Source organism: Mesorhizobium sp. M4B.F.Ca.ET.214.01.1.1 (genome assembly GCF_004791545.1).
Classification (GTDB): Bacteria; Pseudomonadota; Alphaproteobacteria; order Rhizobiales; family Rhizobiaceae; genus Mesorhizobium; species Mesorhizobium abyssinicae.
The window spans coordinates 38862-53786 of the sequence record NZ_SRUX01000008.1 but is presented as its reverse complement, the minus strand read 5'-3'; the positions used below and the strand labels follow the sequence as shown (position 1 = coordinate 53786).

Genomic DNA, 14925 nt, shown 5'->3' with positions numbered 1-14925 from the left:
AACCGGTGTCTGGCCAGGCCAGGAAAAGGATCAGGGGAGATGGGTTTCCATCTCCCCTTTTTCTTTGCCTGGAGGACTGAAAATGGTTGCCGAAGCGGAAGACACGGACGACGAAAGTTACGCGATAGACTGCCCGGCGCTGGCCACCGAGCGGCTGGTGATGCGCGCCCCGCGCGACAGCGATGTCGGGCAACTGGTGGCGCTCGCCGACAACCGTCATGTGGCCGAGATGCTGGCCCGCATGCCGCATCCCTACGGCGAGGCCGAGGCTCGCGCCTTCCTGGCCATGGCCTCATCGCGCCGGGCAGGCATCGTCTATGCGCTGACGCTAGCCGGCACCGGCACCTTCGTCGGCTGCGCGGGCTTGAACACCACCGATCGCGGGCTGGAGCTCGGCTACTGGATCGGCGAACCCTACTGGAAGCGCGGCTATGCGACGGAGGCCGCGCACGCGCTGGTCGACCTCGCCTTCCAGAACACCTCGACCCAGGTGCTGCACGCCTCGACCCGGGTCATCAATCCGGCCTCGCGCCGGGTCATCCACAAGTGCGGCTTCCAGTATGCCGGCCAGGGCATGCTGAACTCGATCGTCGCCGGCCAGGTGCCGGTCGAGCGCTACCGGCTCGATCGCAAGACGTGGACCAGCCTGCGCAACTGGGTCCACTTCTAAAGATGGGCCGATATTCAGGTGAGGCTGGCCTGCGAACGGCGACTTCCTGCGCTTCCGGTGCTCACGTGCTTCAAGCACGCTCCGCTCCGGGTCTCGGAAGTCACCATTCTCGGCGCAGCCTGACCTGAATCTCGACCCATCTTGGGCGCATCTGAGGGCGCTCAGCCCAACTCGACCCATACCGGCAAATGGTCCGAACCCACCGCTTGCCGGTCGACCCACGAGCGCTTCAGCGACCTGGCGAGCGAGGCGCTGGTGAAGATGTAGTCGATGCGCTTGTGGCGGCTCGCATCGTCGGGCCGTTTCGGGTCGACCCAGGTGGCGAGATCCGGGACGCCGAGGCGCTCGGCGACGTCGACGGCGAGGTCGGCGGTCAAGGGCATACCGAATTCGTGGTCCGGGCGGCCGGCAAGCTCGGCATATTCCGCCGAGCCGGGCAGCATGTTGAAGTCGCCCATGACGATGAAGGCTTCAGGGTAGGGCAGGTCCGGCAGGCCGATTTCGGGAATGCCGGAAAGGCCGCCGCCCTCCAGCGCATAGTTCAACAGGCGCTGGCGCAGGAAGCGGATCTGGCTCTGGCGCTCGACGGGGCTGCGATGGTCGAGATGGGTGGAGTAGAAGCGGATGAAGCCGAGCGGTGTCTCGATCAGCGCCTCGAGCGCGCCGCGCTGGAAGTTCATCGCTTCCAGGCTGCGGCTGCGCGGCAGAAGAAGGTTGCGCGACAGATGAATGGGTGTCTTCGACAGCACCATGTTGCCGAGCTGGAAGGTGGTGGTGATGGCGCGGCCGGCCTCCAGGCGCGAGGAGATGTTGACCTCGAAATTGCTGCCATAGGCGGCAAAATAGTCGGGCAGCGCCTCGCCGAGCTCGGCCACCATGTCGCGGTTGTTGTTCCTGGGGTTGTTGCGGGTGACCTCCTTCAAGGCGATCACATCGGCGCCGCGCACGGCATCGGCGATGCGGGAAACATCGTAGCTGCCGTCGAGACCTATGCCGTACTGGATGTTGTAGGTGACAAGCTTCATTCCCGCGCCCCTCCAGCTCCGCCCGCCCACAGTGCTACCGCGTCCCTGGCAAAAGGGCATCCGGCGCTTTAGTCGCAAACCGCCCTCGCCCTTCGCCCCGCTTGATGGACCGGGTCTGCGTTTCCCGGAAACGGCGACCCGCCCTATCTCGTTCTTCCTACGCAATTCCGGACGGAAAACCGCTCACACTTTTCCTGGAATTGCTTTAGAGCAATCCCGCAAGCGCAATAGCAGAAACCCGAAGATCCGATGAAATTTCTCGACCAGGCAAAGGTTTATATCCGCTCCGGCGACGGTGGCGCCGGCTCGGTGTCGTTCCGCCGCGAGAAATTCATCGAGTTCGGCGGACCGGATGGCGGCGACGGCGGCCGCGGCGGCGATGTCTGGGCGGAGGCGGTCGACGGGCTGAACACGCTGATCGACTATCGCTACCAGCAGCATTTCAAGGCCAAGACCGGCATGCACGGCATGGGCCGCAACATGACCGGCGGCAAGGGCGCCGACGTCACGCTCAAGGTGCCGGTCGGAACCCAGATCTTTGCCGAGGACAATGAGACGCTGATCTGCGACATCACCGTCGTCGGCCAGCGCTTCCTGCTCGCCAAGGGCGGCAATGGCGGCTTCGGCAACCAGCATTTCAAGACCTCGACCAACCAGGCGCCGCGCCGCGCCAATCCCGGCCTGCCGGGCGAGGAGCTCAGCATATGGCTGCGGCTGAAGCTGATCGCGGACGCCGGCCTGGTCGGCCTGCCCAATGCCGGCAAGTCGACCTTCCTCGCGGCCGTCACCGCGGCCAAGCCGAAGATTGCCGACTACCCCTTCACCACGCTCTATCCCGGCCTCGGCGTCGCCCGGATCGACGGTCGCGAATTCGTCATCGCCGACATCCCCGGGCTGATCGAGGGCGCGCATGAGGGCGTCGGCATTGGCGACCGCTTCCTCGGCCATGTCGAGCGCACGCGCGTGCTGCTGCATCTCGTCTCCGCCCAGGAAGAGAACCCCGGCAAAGCCTACAAGACCGTGCGCGCCGAGCTCGAGGCCTATGGCCACGGGCTGGCCGAGAAGGTCGAGATCGTGGCGCTCAGCCAGATCGACATCCTCGACGCCGAGGCGCGCAAGAAGAAGACGGCCTCGCTTAAGCGCGCCGCCGGCCGCGCGCCGCTGCTGTTGTCGGCCGTCACCGGCGAAGGCGTGGAAGCGGTGCAGCGCGCGCTGATGGCTGTCGTGGCCGAGGCCCGCGACGCCGTTCCGGCGCCCGTCGACACGCGCTGGCAGTGACCATGCAATCGCTGAAGAAATACCGGCGCATCACCGTCAAGATCGGCTCGGCGCTGCTCGTCGACCGCGGCACGGGGCTGAAGCGCGACTGGCTGGATTCGCTCGCCGACGACATCGCCGGGCTTGCCCATGGCGGCGCCGAGGTGCTCGTCGTCTCGTCGGGCGCGATCGCGCTCGGCCGCACGATCCTTGGCCTGGGAAAGAGAGCGCTGAAGCTTGAGGAGAGCCAGGCGGCGGCGGCCGTCGGCCAGATCGCGCTGGCCGGCGCCTGGTCGGATGCGCTCGGCAAGGGCGGGCTGAAGTCCGGCCAGATCCTGCTCACGCTCGGCGACACCGAGGAGCGACGGCGCTATCTCAATGCGCGCGCCACGATCTCGACCTTGCTCAAGATGAAGGCGGTGCCGGTCATCAACGAGAACGATACGGTGGCGACCTCGGAAATCCGCTACGGCGACAACGACCGCCTGGCGGCGCGTGTGGCGACGATGATGGGCGCCGACCTCCTGGTGCTGCTCTCCGACATCGATGGGCTCTACACGGCGCCACCGGCCAGGGACCCGCAAGCGAAATTCATCCCGGTGGTCGACCGCATCACCCCCGACATCGAGGCGATGGCGGGCGCGGCCGCCTCCGAGCTGTCGCGCGGCGGCATGCGGACAAAGCTCGACGCCGGCAAGATCGCCAATGCGGCCGGCACCGCCATGGTCATCACGTCGGGCACCAGGCTGTCGCCGCTGATGGCGATCGAACGCGGCGAACGCGCCACTTTCTTCAAGCCGAGCGCCAATCCGGTGAAGGGCTACAAGACCTGGATCGCCGGGCAGCTCGAACCGGCGGGGCGGCTCACCGTCGATGCCGGCGCCATCGGCGCGCTGCTATCGGGCAAGTCGCTGCTGCCGGCGGGCGTCAAGCTGGTCAGCGGCAATTTTTCGCGCGGCGATACGGTGGCGATCCTATCGCCCGAGGGCCGCGAGATCGCGCGCGGCCTGGTTGCCTACGATGCCGCCGATGCCGTAAGGATCGCAGGCCTGAAGACGGCCGAGATCGAAACCGTGCTCGGCTACGAGGCGCGCTCGGCGATGATCCACCGCGACGACCTTGTGGTGAGCCATTCGAGTGATCAAGTATTGGCCGTTGATCAAGTATTGGCCGGCCGAAGCGGAGGATGAGCCATGCTGAAGCTGCATGAAAAATCCCGAGACGACACTGCGGCGCTGATGGCCGATATCGGCCGCCAGGCGCGCGCCGCAGCCCGACCGCTGGCCATTGCCACCACCGCCGCCAAGAACGCCGCGCTTGTCGCCATGGCCGAAGCCATTCTTCGCAACGAGCAGGCGATCCTCGACGCCAACGCAATCGACGTCTCGAATGGCGAGGAATCCGGCCTTTCCGGTTCCTTCATGGACCGGTTGAAACTGACACCGTCGCGCATCGAGGCGATGGCCGACGGCATTCGCGAGATCGCCGCGCTAAAGGATCCGGTCGGCGACGTGATCGCAGAATGGGACCGGCCGAACGGACTCCATATCGAGCGCGTGCGCACGCCGCTCGGCGTCGTCGGCGTCATCTATGAGAGCCGGCCGAATGTGACGGCCGATGCCGGCGCGCTCTGCCTGAAGGCCGGCAATCCGGTGATCCTGCGCGGCGGCTCGGATTCGCTCAACTCGTCCGCGGCGATCCATGCCTGCCTGGTCGAGGGGCTGAAAGCGGCCGGCCTGCCGCAGGATGCGATCCAGCTGGTGCCGACCACCGACCGCGCCGCCGTCGGCGAGATGCTGAAAGGCCTCGGCGGCAATCTCGACGTGATCATTCCGCGCGGCGGCCGCAGCCTGGTCGAGCGTGTGCAGAGCGAGGCGCGGGTGCCGGTCTTTGCCCATCTCGAAGGCATTTGCCATGTCTATGTCGATCGATCGGCCGATCTCGACATGGCGGTGAAGATCGCCGTCAACGCCAAGATGCGGCGCACCGGCGTCTGCGGCGCGGCCGAGACGCTGCTGGTCGACCGTGCGGCGGCGGGAACGCATCTGGTGCCGATCCTCGAGGCGCTGCGGGCCGCCGGCTGCGAAATCCATGCCGATAACGAGGTGCTGAAGGCGTTCTCCGACGCCAGTCCCGCGACCGATGCCGACTGGGTAACCGAGTATCTCGAAGCCATCATCGCGGTGAAGCTGGTCGATGGCGTCACCGGCGCGATCGAGCACATCGAGAGCTTCTCCTCGCACCATACGGAGGCGATCCTGGCCGAGGACGCTGAAGCGGTGGAGCGCTTCTTCAACGAGATCGATTCGGCGATCCTGTTGCACAACGCCTCGACGCAATTTGCCGATGGCGGCGAGTTCGGCATGGGCGCCGAGATCGGCATCGCCACCGGCAAGATGCATGCGCGCGGACCGGTCGGCGTCGAGCAGCTGACCTCGTTCAAGTACCGCGTGCGCGGGTCGGGACAGGTGAGGCCTTGATGCTATTTGCCGCTAGAGGTTGAAGCTTGCGCCCAGGCCCCCCTCTCTGGCCTGCCGGCCATCTCCCCCTCAAGGGGGGAGATCGACTTGCGCATAGGGCTTCGCCAATCGCCTACGTCATAAGATTTGCGCCTGCGGACGATCTGCCGATCTCCCCCCTTGAGGGGGAGATGCCCGGCAGGGCAGAGAGGGGGGCCTAGCACCGTGCTCTCGTCCCCTCAGCCCGCCGTCCCAGCGCACTATCTGCGCATGCCGCATGCCGGCAAGGGCGTTGCCGTCGGCCTGTTCGGTGGCTCGTTCAATCCGCCGCATGCCGGCCACGCGCTGGTCGCCGAGATCGCGCTGAGAAGGCTGGCGCTCGACCAGCTGTGGTGGATGGTGACGCCGGGCAATCCGCTGAAGAGCACGCGCGAGCTGGCGCCGCTGGCCGAGCGGTTGCAGCTGTCCGAGCAGATCGCAAAAAATCCGAAGATCAAGGTCAGCGCTTTCGAGGCCGCTCAACACATCCGTTTCACCGCCGACACGCTGGCGCTGGTCAAGGCGCGCAATCCCGGCGTCGACTTCGTCTGGATCATGGGCGCCGACTCGCTTCGCGATTTCCATCGCTGGCAGCGTTGGCGCCAGATCGTCATGACCTTCCCGATCGCCGTCATCGACCGCCCGGGCGCGACGCTGTCGTTCCTCTCCTCGGTGGTCGCCAAGACCTTCGACTACGCCCGCGTCGACGAGGGTGACGCGCCGCGGCTTGCTCGTATGAAGGCGCCGGCCTGGACTTTCATCCACGGCCCGCGCTCGTCGCTGTCGTCGAGTGCCATCCGCAAGGCGGCAAGGAGCTGAAACGTCCCCCTTAGCGAGAAGGGGAAAGTTCGGCCATGTCGCTTTTGCGGCGGCCTTTCGCCGGCAGGTCGGCGATGCTGCGTGAATGCTGGAGAAGAACCGCACCACCATCGAGCCAGATGACGGCAACCAGCCGGCGCCGCTGATCGCCATTGCCAGCGTCGTGGCGTCGATGGCGCTGATCGCGATCGGCAACGGGCTGATGTTCGCCTTCATCCCGGTGCGGCTCGGCGCCGACGGCTTCGATCCGACCTGGGCCGGGCTGATCGTCACCGGGCTTTCGGCCGGTGGGCTCGCCGGCTGCATCCTGACCGGGCCTCTCGTCCGGAGAGTTGGTCACGCCCGCGCGTTCATGGTGCTTTCGGCGCTGATCGCGCTCTCCAACGCGGCGATCGGCGCTGGCCCGATCCCGCTTATCTGGATCGCGGCGCGCGCGCTTTACGGCTTTGCCATTTGCGGTCTGTTCATCGTCGCCCAGAGCTGGCTGAACGATGCCGTCCCCAATGCCATACGCGGCCGCGTCATGGCGGTGTTCTACGTCGCCTATGTCGCCGGCCTCGGCGTCGGCTATGCGACGCTCGCCGCCATCGACATCCGCACCGCGGCAGCGCCGCTGATCGGCATCACCTTCACGGCGCTGTCGATCCTGCCGGTCGGCATGACGCGGCTGGCGCAGCCGCCGCCGCCGCAGGCGGCCTCGGTGGCGCTCGGCCGCGCCTGGCGGATCTCGCCGGTCGGGGTGGCGGGCATGCTCGCCGTCGGCGGCCTGTCGATGATCATTTCCGGTTTCGCGCCGATCCATGCCACCGCCAAGGGCTACAGCCAGGCGGATGTGGCGCTGCTGCTGTCGGCGATGCCGGTCGGCACGCTGATCCTGCAGATACCGCTCGGCTGGATCTCGGACCGGACCGACCGGCGCTATGTGCTGATCGGCGCGGCACTGCTTGCCCTCGTTGCCAGCCTGCTCGCCATCGCCTTCGACGGCGGCGCGCTGGCCGTTCTGCTCGTGGTCTATCTGATCTGGGATGGCGCGTCGGAATCGATCTATTCGCTGTCCAGCGCGCATGCCGCCGACCGCGCCGGCAAGGACGATCTGCTCGCCCTGTCGAGCTCGATGCTGTTTGCATGGTCGCTGGCGGGGTTTGTGGTGCCGGGCATCGTGACAGGGCTTTCCGCGGTCTATGGCACCGGGACGTTCATCTATGTCGGGATTGTCATCGCCTCGGCGTTTTGCCTGTTCGTGTCGTGGCGGGTGCTGGCGGCACGGCCGGTCCCAGCCACCGCGACAGGCAGCTTCGCGCCGATGTGCGCGCAGGCGCCGCTGCCGGTGGAGCTTGCCTTCGCGCCGGACGAGCAGCCTCGCCCCGGCAATTGAGGCGCGTTGTCGACAGCTTGCGCTACTGCCTGGTTGAGGGCGGTTCCTGGTGCGATGCTTCCGGCGGCGGCACCGGGACGGAAATGCCTTCGGTGTCGAAGGCCTGCTTGGCGCGTTTGGTGAGATCGATCTGGGTGGCGAAGAAATCGGCGGACGAAGTCCAGTAGCGCAGGCTGATGGCGACGCCGCTGTCGCCGACCGTGGCGACGAAGGCGATCGGCGCCGGCTCGCGCCTGACGCGCCGCTCGGTGGCGGCGACGGCGAGCATCGTCTTTTGCGCGAGGTCGATGTCGTTCCAGGAGCCGATGGTCAGCGTGACGTCGCCGCGGCGGACGCCGTTGCGCGTATAGTTGCGCACCGGCTGGTTCCACAGCGTCGAATTGGGCGCCAGCACATAGACGCCGTCGACCGTCCGCAGCCGGGTCGCGAACAGGCCGATCTCCTCGATGGTGCCGGAAATGGGGCCGACCTCGACATACTCGCCGATGCGAAACGGTCTCAGCGCAAGCAGCATGATGCCGGCGGCGATGTTCTGCAGCGTGCCCTGCAGCGCCAGGCCGATGGCGAGGCCGATGGCGCCGATGGCGGCGATGATCGAGGCGGTCTGCACGCCGAACTGGCCGAGCACCATGATCACGACGAGGATCAGGATGGCGTAGCGGACGATCTTCGAGAAGAAATGGCGCAGCGTCGCGTCGAAGCCGTGGATGTGACCGAGGCCGGCGAAGATCGAGCGCTCGGCAAGGCCGGCGACGAGATAGCCGACGACCAGCAAGATGACGGCGCCGACGGCCGAGAAGGAGTAGGAGACGATCAGGCTGCTGAGTTGCGCGAGGCCAGCCTGCACGGAGAGGAGCGTGTCCTGGGGATCGATCGGCATGGTGGGAAATCCGGTTGGTGGGCGAGCCGATAACCCATGTGGACGCCATGGGTTCCCGACTTTTTTCCCGCTTTGCGGAACCAAGCGGAGGGGGTCGCGTTGGCGAGCGCGGGGCCACCGTCTTGAAACTGCAACGGAACTCTGCCTATCTAAGTGGTGTCACCTGATTTCACGGGTGATTTGGTTGTTCTTGCTGCGAAAGGAAAGACACTGAGAACAGCACTGCGGAAGAAGGCCGACATCGTGCCTTCGCCGGCCGGGATCAGCGGAAATGACGCCGTGTCCCGCGCCATCAAGACAGTCCTTGCCAGTCTGGAAGACTCCAAGGCCGAAAACATCGTCTCAATCGAGATCCAGGGGAAATCGAGCCTCGGCGACTACATGGTCGTAGCGTCGGGCCGATCGCACCGTCATGTCTCGGCTGTCGCCGATCATCTCCTCAAGGCGCTCAAGGATGCCGGCCTCGGCATGGCGCGCGTCGAGGGGCTGGCCAGCGCCGACTGGGTCCTGATCGATTCGGGCGACATCATCGTCCATGTCTTCCGTCCCGAAGTCCGCGAATTCTACAATCTCGAAAAGATGTGGCAGGCGCCGGACCTCGAGGAAGAGACCCTTCACTGAGCCGTAACCGTTGGGGTGCGTGTCCCCGAATCCCTGGGTGACATGCACTAGCGGCTCTTCGAGGCAAGGATGAAGATCACCGTTCATGCCGTGGGCCGGATGAAAGCCGGCCCCGAGAGAGAACTCGCCGACCGCTATTTCGAGCGCTTCGCTAGGAGCGGCCCGGCGGTGGGGCTGGAATATGCCGGCCTCGTCGAGATTGCCGAAGGCCGCGCCCAGACCGCCAACGAGCGCCGGCGCGAGGAAGGCCAGAAGCTGCAGACGATGCTGCAGCAAGGCACGGCGCTGATCCTGCTCGACGAGCGCGGCAGGAGCTTCTCCTCCGAGGAATTCGCCGGCCGCCTCGGCCTGCTGCGCGACAGCGGCCGAAAGGCGCTGGTGATCGCCATCGGCGGCGCCGACGGCCACGACCAGTCGCTGCGCGACCAGGCAGATCTGGTGGTCTCGTTCGGCGCGCTGACCTGGCCGCATCAGCTGGTGCGGGTGATGCTGGGCGAGCAGCTCTACCGGGCCGCGACGATTCTTGCTGGACACCCCTACCATCGCTCCTGATGTCGCGGCCAAAGGACACGCCAGGGTCAGCACGCTCGGCCCAAGCTTTCCGGCGGCCGGATCGGCGTCATGAGCCATCCTGCATGATCGGATGGACGTGCCTGTACGCCTGGCCGAGGACCTGAGGACCCTGGAAGCGCGATCGGAAGATGCGTAGTTCTCCGAATTTCCGCCTCAATGGCCCGACATCACGGTAGTTGTGGGTTCTCCATCATGGTTGATGGTTCGTTAACGAAGCGGCGGATAGAGTCTGGGCCTGATGTCTGAAGGCTGGAATTCGAGAACGCGCGCCTGGCGCAGCCGCTGCGGCCTGACATTTGTCGCCGCGCTGATTGCGTTCCGTCCGGCGCTGGCGGCGGAAAACACCCTTGATCCAGCGCCCGATCCCGACCGGAGCCGGGCCGAATACGAACAGGTCTCGAAGGAAATCACGCTCTCGTCCGAGCGGCTGGCCAAGCTCGCCGCCGACATTGCGGCGGTCAAAAAGGACCATGCCTCGATTACCGCGGCGTTGATCCAGTCGGCGATGACCGAGCAGAAGCTCGGCCAGGACATCGAGGACATCGGCGCCAAGCTGGAAGGCCTGAAAGCGGAAGAGCAGAAGATACGTGCCTCCCTGGCGGCGCGGCGCGACGTGCTGGCCGAAGTGCTGGGCGCGTTGCAACGCATGGGCCTCAATCCGCCGCCGGCGATCCTGGTCAAGCCGGAGGACGCGCTGTCGTCGGTGCGTAGCGCCATCCTGCTCGGCGCGGTGGTGCCGGAATTGCGCCAGCAGACCGAGGTGCTGCTCGCCGACCTCAAGGAACAGACGCGGGTGACGACCTCGATCGAGGCGGAGCGGGCCAGGCTGACGACGGCGGTCGGCGAACAGGCGGCGGAAAAGAAGCGGCTGAGTATGCTGCTCGAGGCCAAGCAGAAGCTTCAGGCCGACACCGAGACGGAGATCGCCGCCGAGAAGCAGCGCTCACAGGTACTGGCCGCCAGGGCGGGCAGCCTCAAGGAACTGATCGCCTCGCTGGAGGCCGACAAGGCGCGCAGGGCGACAGACCAGGCCAAGGCGGCCGAGCGCAAATCGGCCGATGGCGACCAGGCTCCGGGAGGAGACGGCAAGACGCCGGCGCCGGCGGAATTGGCCGCGCTGCCGGTGCCGGAAGGCAACCGGCTCACGGCCGCGGCACCGTTCTCGGCGCTGCAGGGACAGATCGCGCTGCCGGTGACCGGCAAGATCAAGCGGCGCTTCGGCGCCGATGACGGTAACGGCGCGGTGATGCAAGGGGACATGGTTGCGACACAATCGGGAGCCATCGTCACCGCGCCGGCGGATGGAAATGTGCTTTATGCGGGGCCGTTTCGCTCTTATGGTCAACTCTTGATCCTCAATGCCGGCGACGGGTATCATGTCGTCCTGGCTGGGATGAGCAGAATCAGTGTCGCGACTGGCCAGTCGGTGCTCGCAGGAGAACCGGTCGGCGCGATGGGAGAGGCCCGGGTGGCGAGCACCTCGGCCTCGCAGAATGGAAATGCCACGCCGGAGCTCTATGTCGAGTTCCGCAAGGATGGAAAACCCGTCGATCCGACCCCATGGTGGGCGGACCGTTTTTCTGGAAGGACGTGAAATGATGCGGAAACTTTCGCTTCTGTTCGCCGGCGCGCTGATGGGCGCGTCAGCGATGAGCCTGGTCTACGGCGCGCCAGGCTCGACGGCGAACGCTGCGGGCTCCGAGACCTACAAGCAACTGGCGATCTTCGGCGACATTTTCGAGCGCGTGCGGGCGCAGTATGTGACGCCGCCGGACGACAAGTCGCTGGTCGAGAACGCCATCAACGGCATGCTGGCCTCGCTCGATCCGCACTCGTCCTACATGAACGCCGAGCAGGCGCAGGACATGCGCGTGCAGACCAAGGGCGAGTTCGGCGGCCTCGGCATCGAGGTCACCATGGAGAACGACCTGGTCAAGGTGATCACGCCGATCGACGACACGCCGGCCGCCAAGGCGGGCGTGCTGGCCGGCGACTACATCGCCAAGATCGACGGCGAGGAGGTGCGCGGCCTGACCCTCAACGACGCCGTCGAGAAGATGCGCGGACCGGTCAACACGCCGATCAAGCTGACCATCCTGCGCCAGGGCGCCGACAAGCCGATCGAGCTGACGGTGGTGCGCGACATCATCAAGGTCAAGGCGGTCAAGTTCCGCGTCGAGAACGACGTCGGCTACATGAAGATCACCTCGTTCACCGAGAAGACCTACGACGATCTCGAGAACGCCATCGACACCATCAAGAAGCAAGTGCCGGCCGACAAGCTCAAGGGCTATGTGCTCGATCTGCGCCTCAATCCGGGCGGCCTGCTCGACCAGGCGGTGAGCGTGTCGGATGCCTTCCTCGACCGCGGCGAGATCGTCTCGACGCGCGGCCGCGATCCGAAGGACGTCACCCGCTTCGACGCGAGGGCGGGCGACGACATCGGCGGCAAGCCGCTGATCGTGCTGGTCAATGGCGGTTCGGCGAGCGCGTCGGAAATCGTCGCCGGCGCGCTGCAGGACCTGCGCCGCGCCACCGTGGTGGGCACCCAGTCCTTCGGCAAGGGCTCGGTGCAGACCATCATCCCGCTCGGCGAGAATGGCGCGCTGCGGCTGACGACGGCGCTCTATTACACGCCTTCGGGCAAGTCGATCCAGGGCAAGGGCATCACGCCCGACATCAAGGTCGAGCAGCCGCTGCCGGCGGACCTGCAGGGCAGGGACCTGACGCGCGGCGAATCGGACCTCAAGGGCCATATCAAGGGCGCGGACGAGAGCTCGACCGGCTCCGGCTCGGCCGCCTATGTGCCGCCGGATCCGAAGGACGACCTGCAGCTGATCTACGCCGAGCAGCTCCTGCGCGGCCAGAAGACCGATCCGGCGTTCCCGCCGAATCCGCAGAAGGCCGTGCTCAACCAGTAAGGATTCGGCGGACCAGACCGAGAGGTCTGGCCGCCCGTTCGAAGCAATGCGATGCTGCCGGGACCGCGAGGTTCCGGCAGTTTGATTCGGGGGGTCGCGGCCGGCGCGCCGCGCCCGAGGCGTGGCAGGCGCCGAGGAGACTTGGATTGGCGTGGCGTTCCGGGAGGTGAGCCCACCTGCCGGTCCCAACGCTTCGGGGTTGCGGCTTGGTGGACATCGGCAAGGACATAGAACGACCGCTCGGGCAGGCTCCCAGGCCGCAGCGCGTTGCCTCGCGCGGCATCAGCACCGGCGCGGTCGCGGCGACGCTCGCTGTGCTTGCGGTGATCGGTGTCTCCGGCGCGATCGCCTTGCGCGAAAAACCGTTCCGCAAGCCGCAAGAGGTCGCGGTGTCGACGCCGAAGGTGACGCCGGCCGCGGCCGCGACGCCTGCCCCGGCACCCGCCGCGGAGACGGCGACGGCAGCACCCAAGGTCGAAACGCCCAAGACCGGCGGACCGCAGATCATCCATGTCCAGACCGAGGAAGGCGATGGCCCGCCCAAGGCGGCCATCGTCATCCGCGATCCTTCCTCGATCGGCCAGAACCTGAAGATCGCGCATATCCCTGACAAGGCGTTGATCGAAGCCAGCGACACCGGCCCGCTGCCGGTCCGCGCCGCCGACGGCAGGCGGCCGTTCGACGTCTATGCGCGGCCGTGGTCGGGATCGCGGGGCGCGCGCGTGGCGATCGTCATCGGCGGGCTCGCCGTCTCCCAGACCGGCACGCAGGCGGCGATCGCCAAATTGCCGGCCGAGGTGACGCTGGCCTTCGCTCCGCAAGGCAACAGCATCGGTCGCTGGATGCAGGCGGCGCGGCAGAGCGGGCACGAGATCGTCATGCAGATACCGCTCGAGCCGTTCGATTACCCCAACGTCAATCCCGGCCGCAACACGCTGACGGTGGCGGCGAGCCCGGACGAGAACCTGAAGAACCTGCACTGGGCGCTGTCGCGGACGACCAACTATACAGGCGTCATGAATTACATGGGCGCGCGCTTCTCGGCCGATCCAGGGGCGATGGCGAGTTTCATGGCGGAGCTCGGCAAAAGGGGTCTCGCCTATGTCGACGACGGCTCGTCGGCGCGCAGCCTGGCGCCCGACCTGGCGCTGAAGGACGGCGTGCCCTTCGTCGCCGGCGACACATCGATCGACGCCGTGCAGGATCGTGGCGCGATCCTGAAGAAGCTGGACGAGCTGGAAGCCACCGCGCGGGCGAAGGGCACTGCCGTCGGCATCGGCTCGGCCTTCGATCTCACCGTCGATACGGTTTCGGCCTGGGTGGCCGAGGCGAGGAAGCGCGGCATCGAGATCGTGCCGATTTCGGCGGTAGCCATCGATCCGCAAAAAGGGTGAATAGTGAATAGTGAATAGTGAATAGTTTCGGTGCCGTGATCTGATTCTGCCAGCTATAGGTACTTACTACTCACTACTCACTACTCACTACTCACTACTCAGACGTCACGCCGCAGCGCAGAAGGTCCGACGATGGCCAAGAATATCGATCCCGAAACGCTGCCTTACCGTCCCTGCGTCGGCCTGATGATCCTCAATGGCGACGGGCTGGTCTGGGTCGGCCATCGCATTGCCGAGCCGGACAGCGAGTTCGCCGGCACGACGCAGCTCTGGCAGATGCCGCAAGGCGGCATCGACAAGGGCGAGGAGCCGTTCGAGGCGGCGGGACGGGAACTTTACGAGGAAACCGGCATGCGCTCGGTCTCGCTGCTCGCCGAGGCGCCGGAATGGATCAACTACGATTTGCCGGCGCACTTGGTCGGCGTTGCCTTCAAGGGGCGCTATCGCGGCCAGACGCAGAAATGGTTCGCCTATCGCTTCCACGGCGACAGCGGCGAAATCCAGATCAACCCGCCGCCTGGCGGCCACACCGCCGAGTTCGACAAATGGGCTTGGCGGCCGATGCAGGACCTGCCCGGGCTGATCGTGCCGTTCAAGCGCAAGGTCTATGAAGAGGTGGTGGCGGCGTTCCGGCATCTCGTCCCGTAGAGGCGCGTTCGATCGCACTGTTCGGGATCGGGCACTCTTGATATTGATGCCGGTGCGCCGCAAGTACCAGAGGCTGACATGAACCATGCATGGCAAGAGCATCATAGAGGAGCGCCGGCGCTGCCCCTCACCTGCCTGCCGGCATCCTCTCCCCGTATAGTGACGGGGAGAGGGAAGCTGTCGGCGCCGATTTCGCTAATCGCCAACGTTGCAGGAAGACAACCGAGGCTGCGGCCAGCCCCTT

14 protein-coding genes are annotated in these 14925 nt (G+C 66.2%); 12 read left to right on the top strand and 2 right to left on the bottom strand.

The annotated features are described in order from the left end of the window. The first annotated feature begins 82 nt into the window (after window positions 1-82). On the top strand, window positions 83-670 hold the full coding sequence (locus EN857_RS17015; protein ID WP_127390819.1) for a GNAT family protein: 588 nt from the start codon (window positions 83-85) through the stop codon (window positions 668-670). 161 nt (window positions 671-831) lie between these two features. Here the strand turns inward: EN857_RS17015 and EN857_RS17010 are convergent, their stop codons facing one another. Beyond that, window positions 832-1695: an endonuclease/exonuclease/phosphatase family protein gene (locus EN857_RS17010; protein WP_135858903.1), complete on the bottom strand. Its 864-nt coding sequence runs from the start codon at window positions 1693-1695 to the stop codon at window positions 832-834. 249 nt (window positions 1696-1944) lie between these two features. On the opposite strand from EN857_RS17010, the gene obgE reads away from it, so the two are divergent. The 5 genes from obgE (at window position 1945) to EN857_RS16980 (ending at window position 7644) form a co-directional block, all read left to right on the top strand. Further along, a complete protein-coding gene (gene obgE / locus EN857_RS17005; RefSeq protein ID WP_127284549.1) occupies window positions 1945-2973 on the top strand; it encodes a GTPase ObgE in 1029 nt (342 codons plus the stop codon). Window positions 2974-2975: 2 nt separating this feature from the next. Next, window positions 2976-4142 carry a glutamate 5-kinase gene (proB, locus tag EN857_RS17000; RefSeq protein ID WP_127390820.1) on the top strand — a complete coding sequence of 389 codons (1167 nt, stop codon included), beginning with the start codon at window positions 2976-2978 and terminating at the stop codon, window positions 4140-4142. Between the two features lie 3 nt (window positions 4143-4145). Next, window positions 4146-5432: a glutamate-5-semialdehyde dehydrogenase gene (locus EN857_RS16995; RefSeq protein ID WP_127390821.1), complete on the top strand. Its 1287-nt coding sequence runs from the start codon at window positions 4146-4148 to the stop codon at window positions 5430-5432. Window positions 5433-5681: 249 nt separating this feature from the next. Further along, window positions 5682-6269 carry a nicotinate-nucleotide adenylyltransferase gene (locus EN857_RS16985; protein ID WP_127394277.1) on the top strand — a complete coding sequence of 196 codons (588 nt, stop codon included), beginning with the start codon at window positions 5682-5684 and terminating at the stop codon, window positions 6267-6269. A gap of 85 nt (window positions 6270-6354) precedes the next feature. Beyond that, a complete protein-coding gene (locus EN857_RS16980; RefSeq protein WP_135858899.1) occupies window positions 6355-7644 on the top strand; it encodes an MFS transporter in 1290 nt (429 codons plus the stop codon). A 22-nt stretch (window positions 7645-7666) separates the two neighbouring features. On the opposite strand, the gene EN857_RS16975 is transcribed toward EN857_RS16980, so the two are convergent. After that, window positions 7667-8524 (bottom strand): mechanosensitive ion channel family protein, encoded by an 858-nt coding sequence (locus EN857_RS16975; RefSeq protein ID WP_127310251.1) that lies wholly within the window; start codon window positions 8522-8524, stop codon window positions 7667-7669. Window positions 8525-8767: 243 nt separating this feature from the next. Here EN857_RS16975 and rsfS point away from each other — a divergent pair, with 243 nt between their 5' ends. The 6 genes from rsfS (at window position 8768) to EN857_RS16945 (ending at window position 14681) form a co-directional block, all read left to right on the top strand. Continuing rightward, window positions 8768-9145, top strand: a complete 378-nt coding sequence (gene rsfS, locus EN857_RS16970) for a ribosome silencing factor (RefSeq protein WP_135858894.1) — start codon at window positions 8768-8770, stop codon at window positions 9143-9145. 69 nt (window positions 9146-9214) lie between these two features. Beyond that, window positions 9215-9697, top strand: coding sequence for a 23S rRNA (pseudouridine(1915)-N(3))-methyltransferase RlmH (gene rlmH, locus EN857_RS16965; RefSeq protein WP_127284555.1), 483 nt, complete (start codon window positions 9215-9217; stop codon window positions 9695-9697). A 259-nt stretch (window positions 9698-9956) separates the two neighbouring features. Next, window positions 9957-11312, top strand: a complete 1356-nt coding sequence (locus EN857_RS16960) for a murein hydrolase activator EnvC (RefSeq protein WP_128345955.1) — start codon at window positions 9957-9959, stop codon at window positions 11310-11312. Window position 11313: 1 nt separating this feature from the next. Further along, window positions 11314-12639, top strand: a complete 1326-nt coding sequence (locus tag EN857_RS16955) for a S41 family peptidase (RefSeq protein WP_187331394.1) — start codon at window positions 11314-11316, stop codon at window positions 12637-12639. Between the two features lie 206 nt (window positions 12640-12845). Next, window positions 12846-14033, top strand: a complete 1188-nt coding sequence (locus tag EN857_RS16950; protein WP_127391008.1) for a divergent polysaccharide deacetylase family protein — start codon at window positions 12846-12848, stop codon at window positions 14031-14033. 132 nt (window positions 14034-14165) lie between these two features. Beyond that, window positions 14166-14681 carry an RNA pyrophosphohydrolase gene (locus EN857_RS16945; RefSeq protein WP_127391009.1) on the top strand — a complete coding sequence of 172 codons (516 nt, stop codon included), beginning with the start codon at window positions 14166-14168 and terminating at the stop codon, window positions 14679-14681. The last annotated feature ends 244 nt before the right edge of the window (window positions 14682-14925 follow it).

Bases quoted from the DNA above. Each gene is read 5' to 3' on its own strand.
- EN857_RS16955 (WP_187331394.1), top strand. From the start codon at position 11,314: ATGATGCGGAAACTTTCGCTTCTGTTCGCCGGCGCGCTGATGGGCGCG.
- obgE (WP_127284549.1), top strand. From the start codon at position 1,945: ATGAAATTTCTCGACCAGGCAAAGGTTTATATCCGCTCCGGCGACGGT.
- EN857_RS16960 (WP_128345955.1), top strand. From the start codon at position 9,957: ATGTCTGAAGGCTGGAATTCGAGAACGCGCGCCTGGCGCAGCCGCTGC.
- proB (WP_127390820.1), top strand. From the start codon at position 2,976: ATGCAATCGCTGAAGAAATACCGGCGCATCACCGTCAAGATCGGCTCG.
- EN857_RS17015 (WP_127390819.1), top strand. From the start codon at position 83: ATGGTTGCCGAAGCGGAAGACACGGACGACGAAAGTTACGCGATAGAC.
- rlmH (WP_127284555.1), top strand. From the start codon at position 9,215: ATGAAGATCACCGTTCATGCCGTGGGCCGGATGAAAGCCGGCCCCGAG.
- EN857_RS16975 (WP_127310251.1), bottom strand. From the start codon at position 8,524: ATGCCGATCGATCCCCAGGACACGCTCCTCTCCGTGCAGGCTGGCCTC.
- EN857_RS16980 (WP_135858899.1), top strand. From the start codon at position 6,355: ATGCTGGAGAAGAACCGCACCACCATCGAGCCAGATGACGGCAACCAG.
- EN857_RS16985 (WP_127394277.1), top strand. From the start codon at position 5,682: ATGCCGCATGCCGGCAAGGGCGTTGCCGTCGGCCTGTTCGGTGGCTCG.
- EN857_RS16995 (WP_127390821.1), top strand. From the start codon at position 4,146: ATGCTGAAGCTGCATGAAAAATCCCGAGACGACACTGCGGCGCTGATG.
- EN857_RS16945 (WP_127391009.1), top strand. From the start codon at position 14,166: ATGGCCAAGAATATCGATCCCGAAACGCTGCCTTACCGTCCCTGCGTC.
- EN857_RS17010 (WP_135858903.1), bottom strand. From the start codon at position 1,695: ATGAAGCTTGTCACCTACAACATCCAGTACGGCATAGGTCTCGACGGC.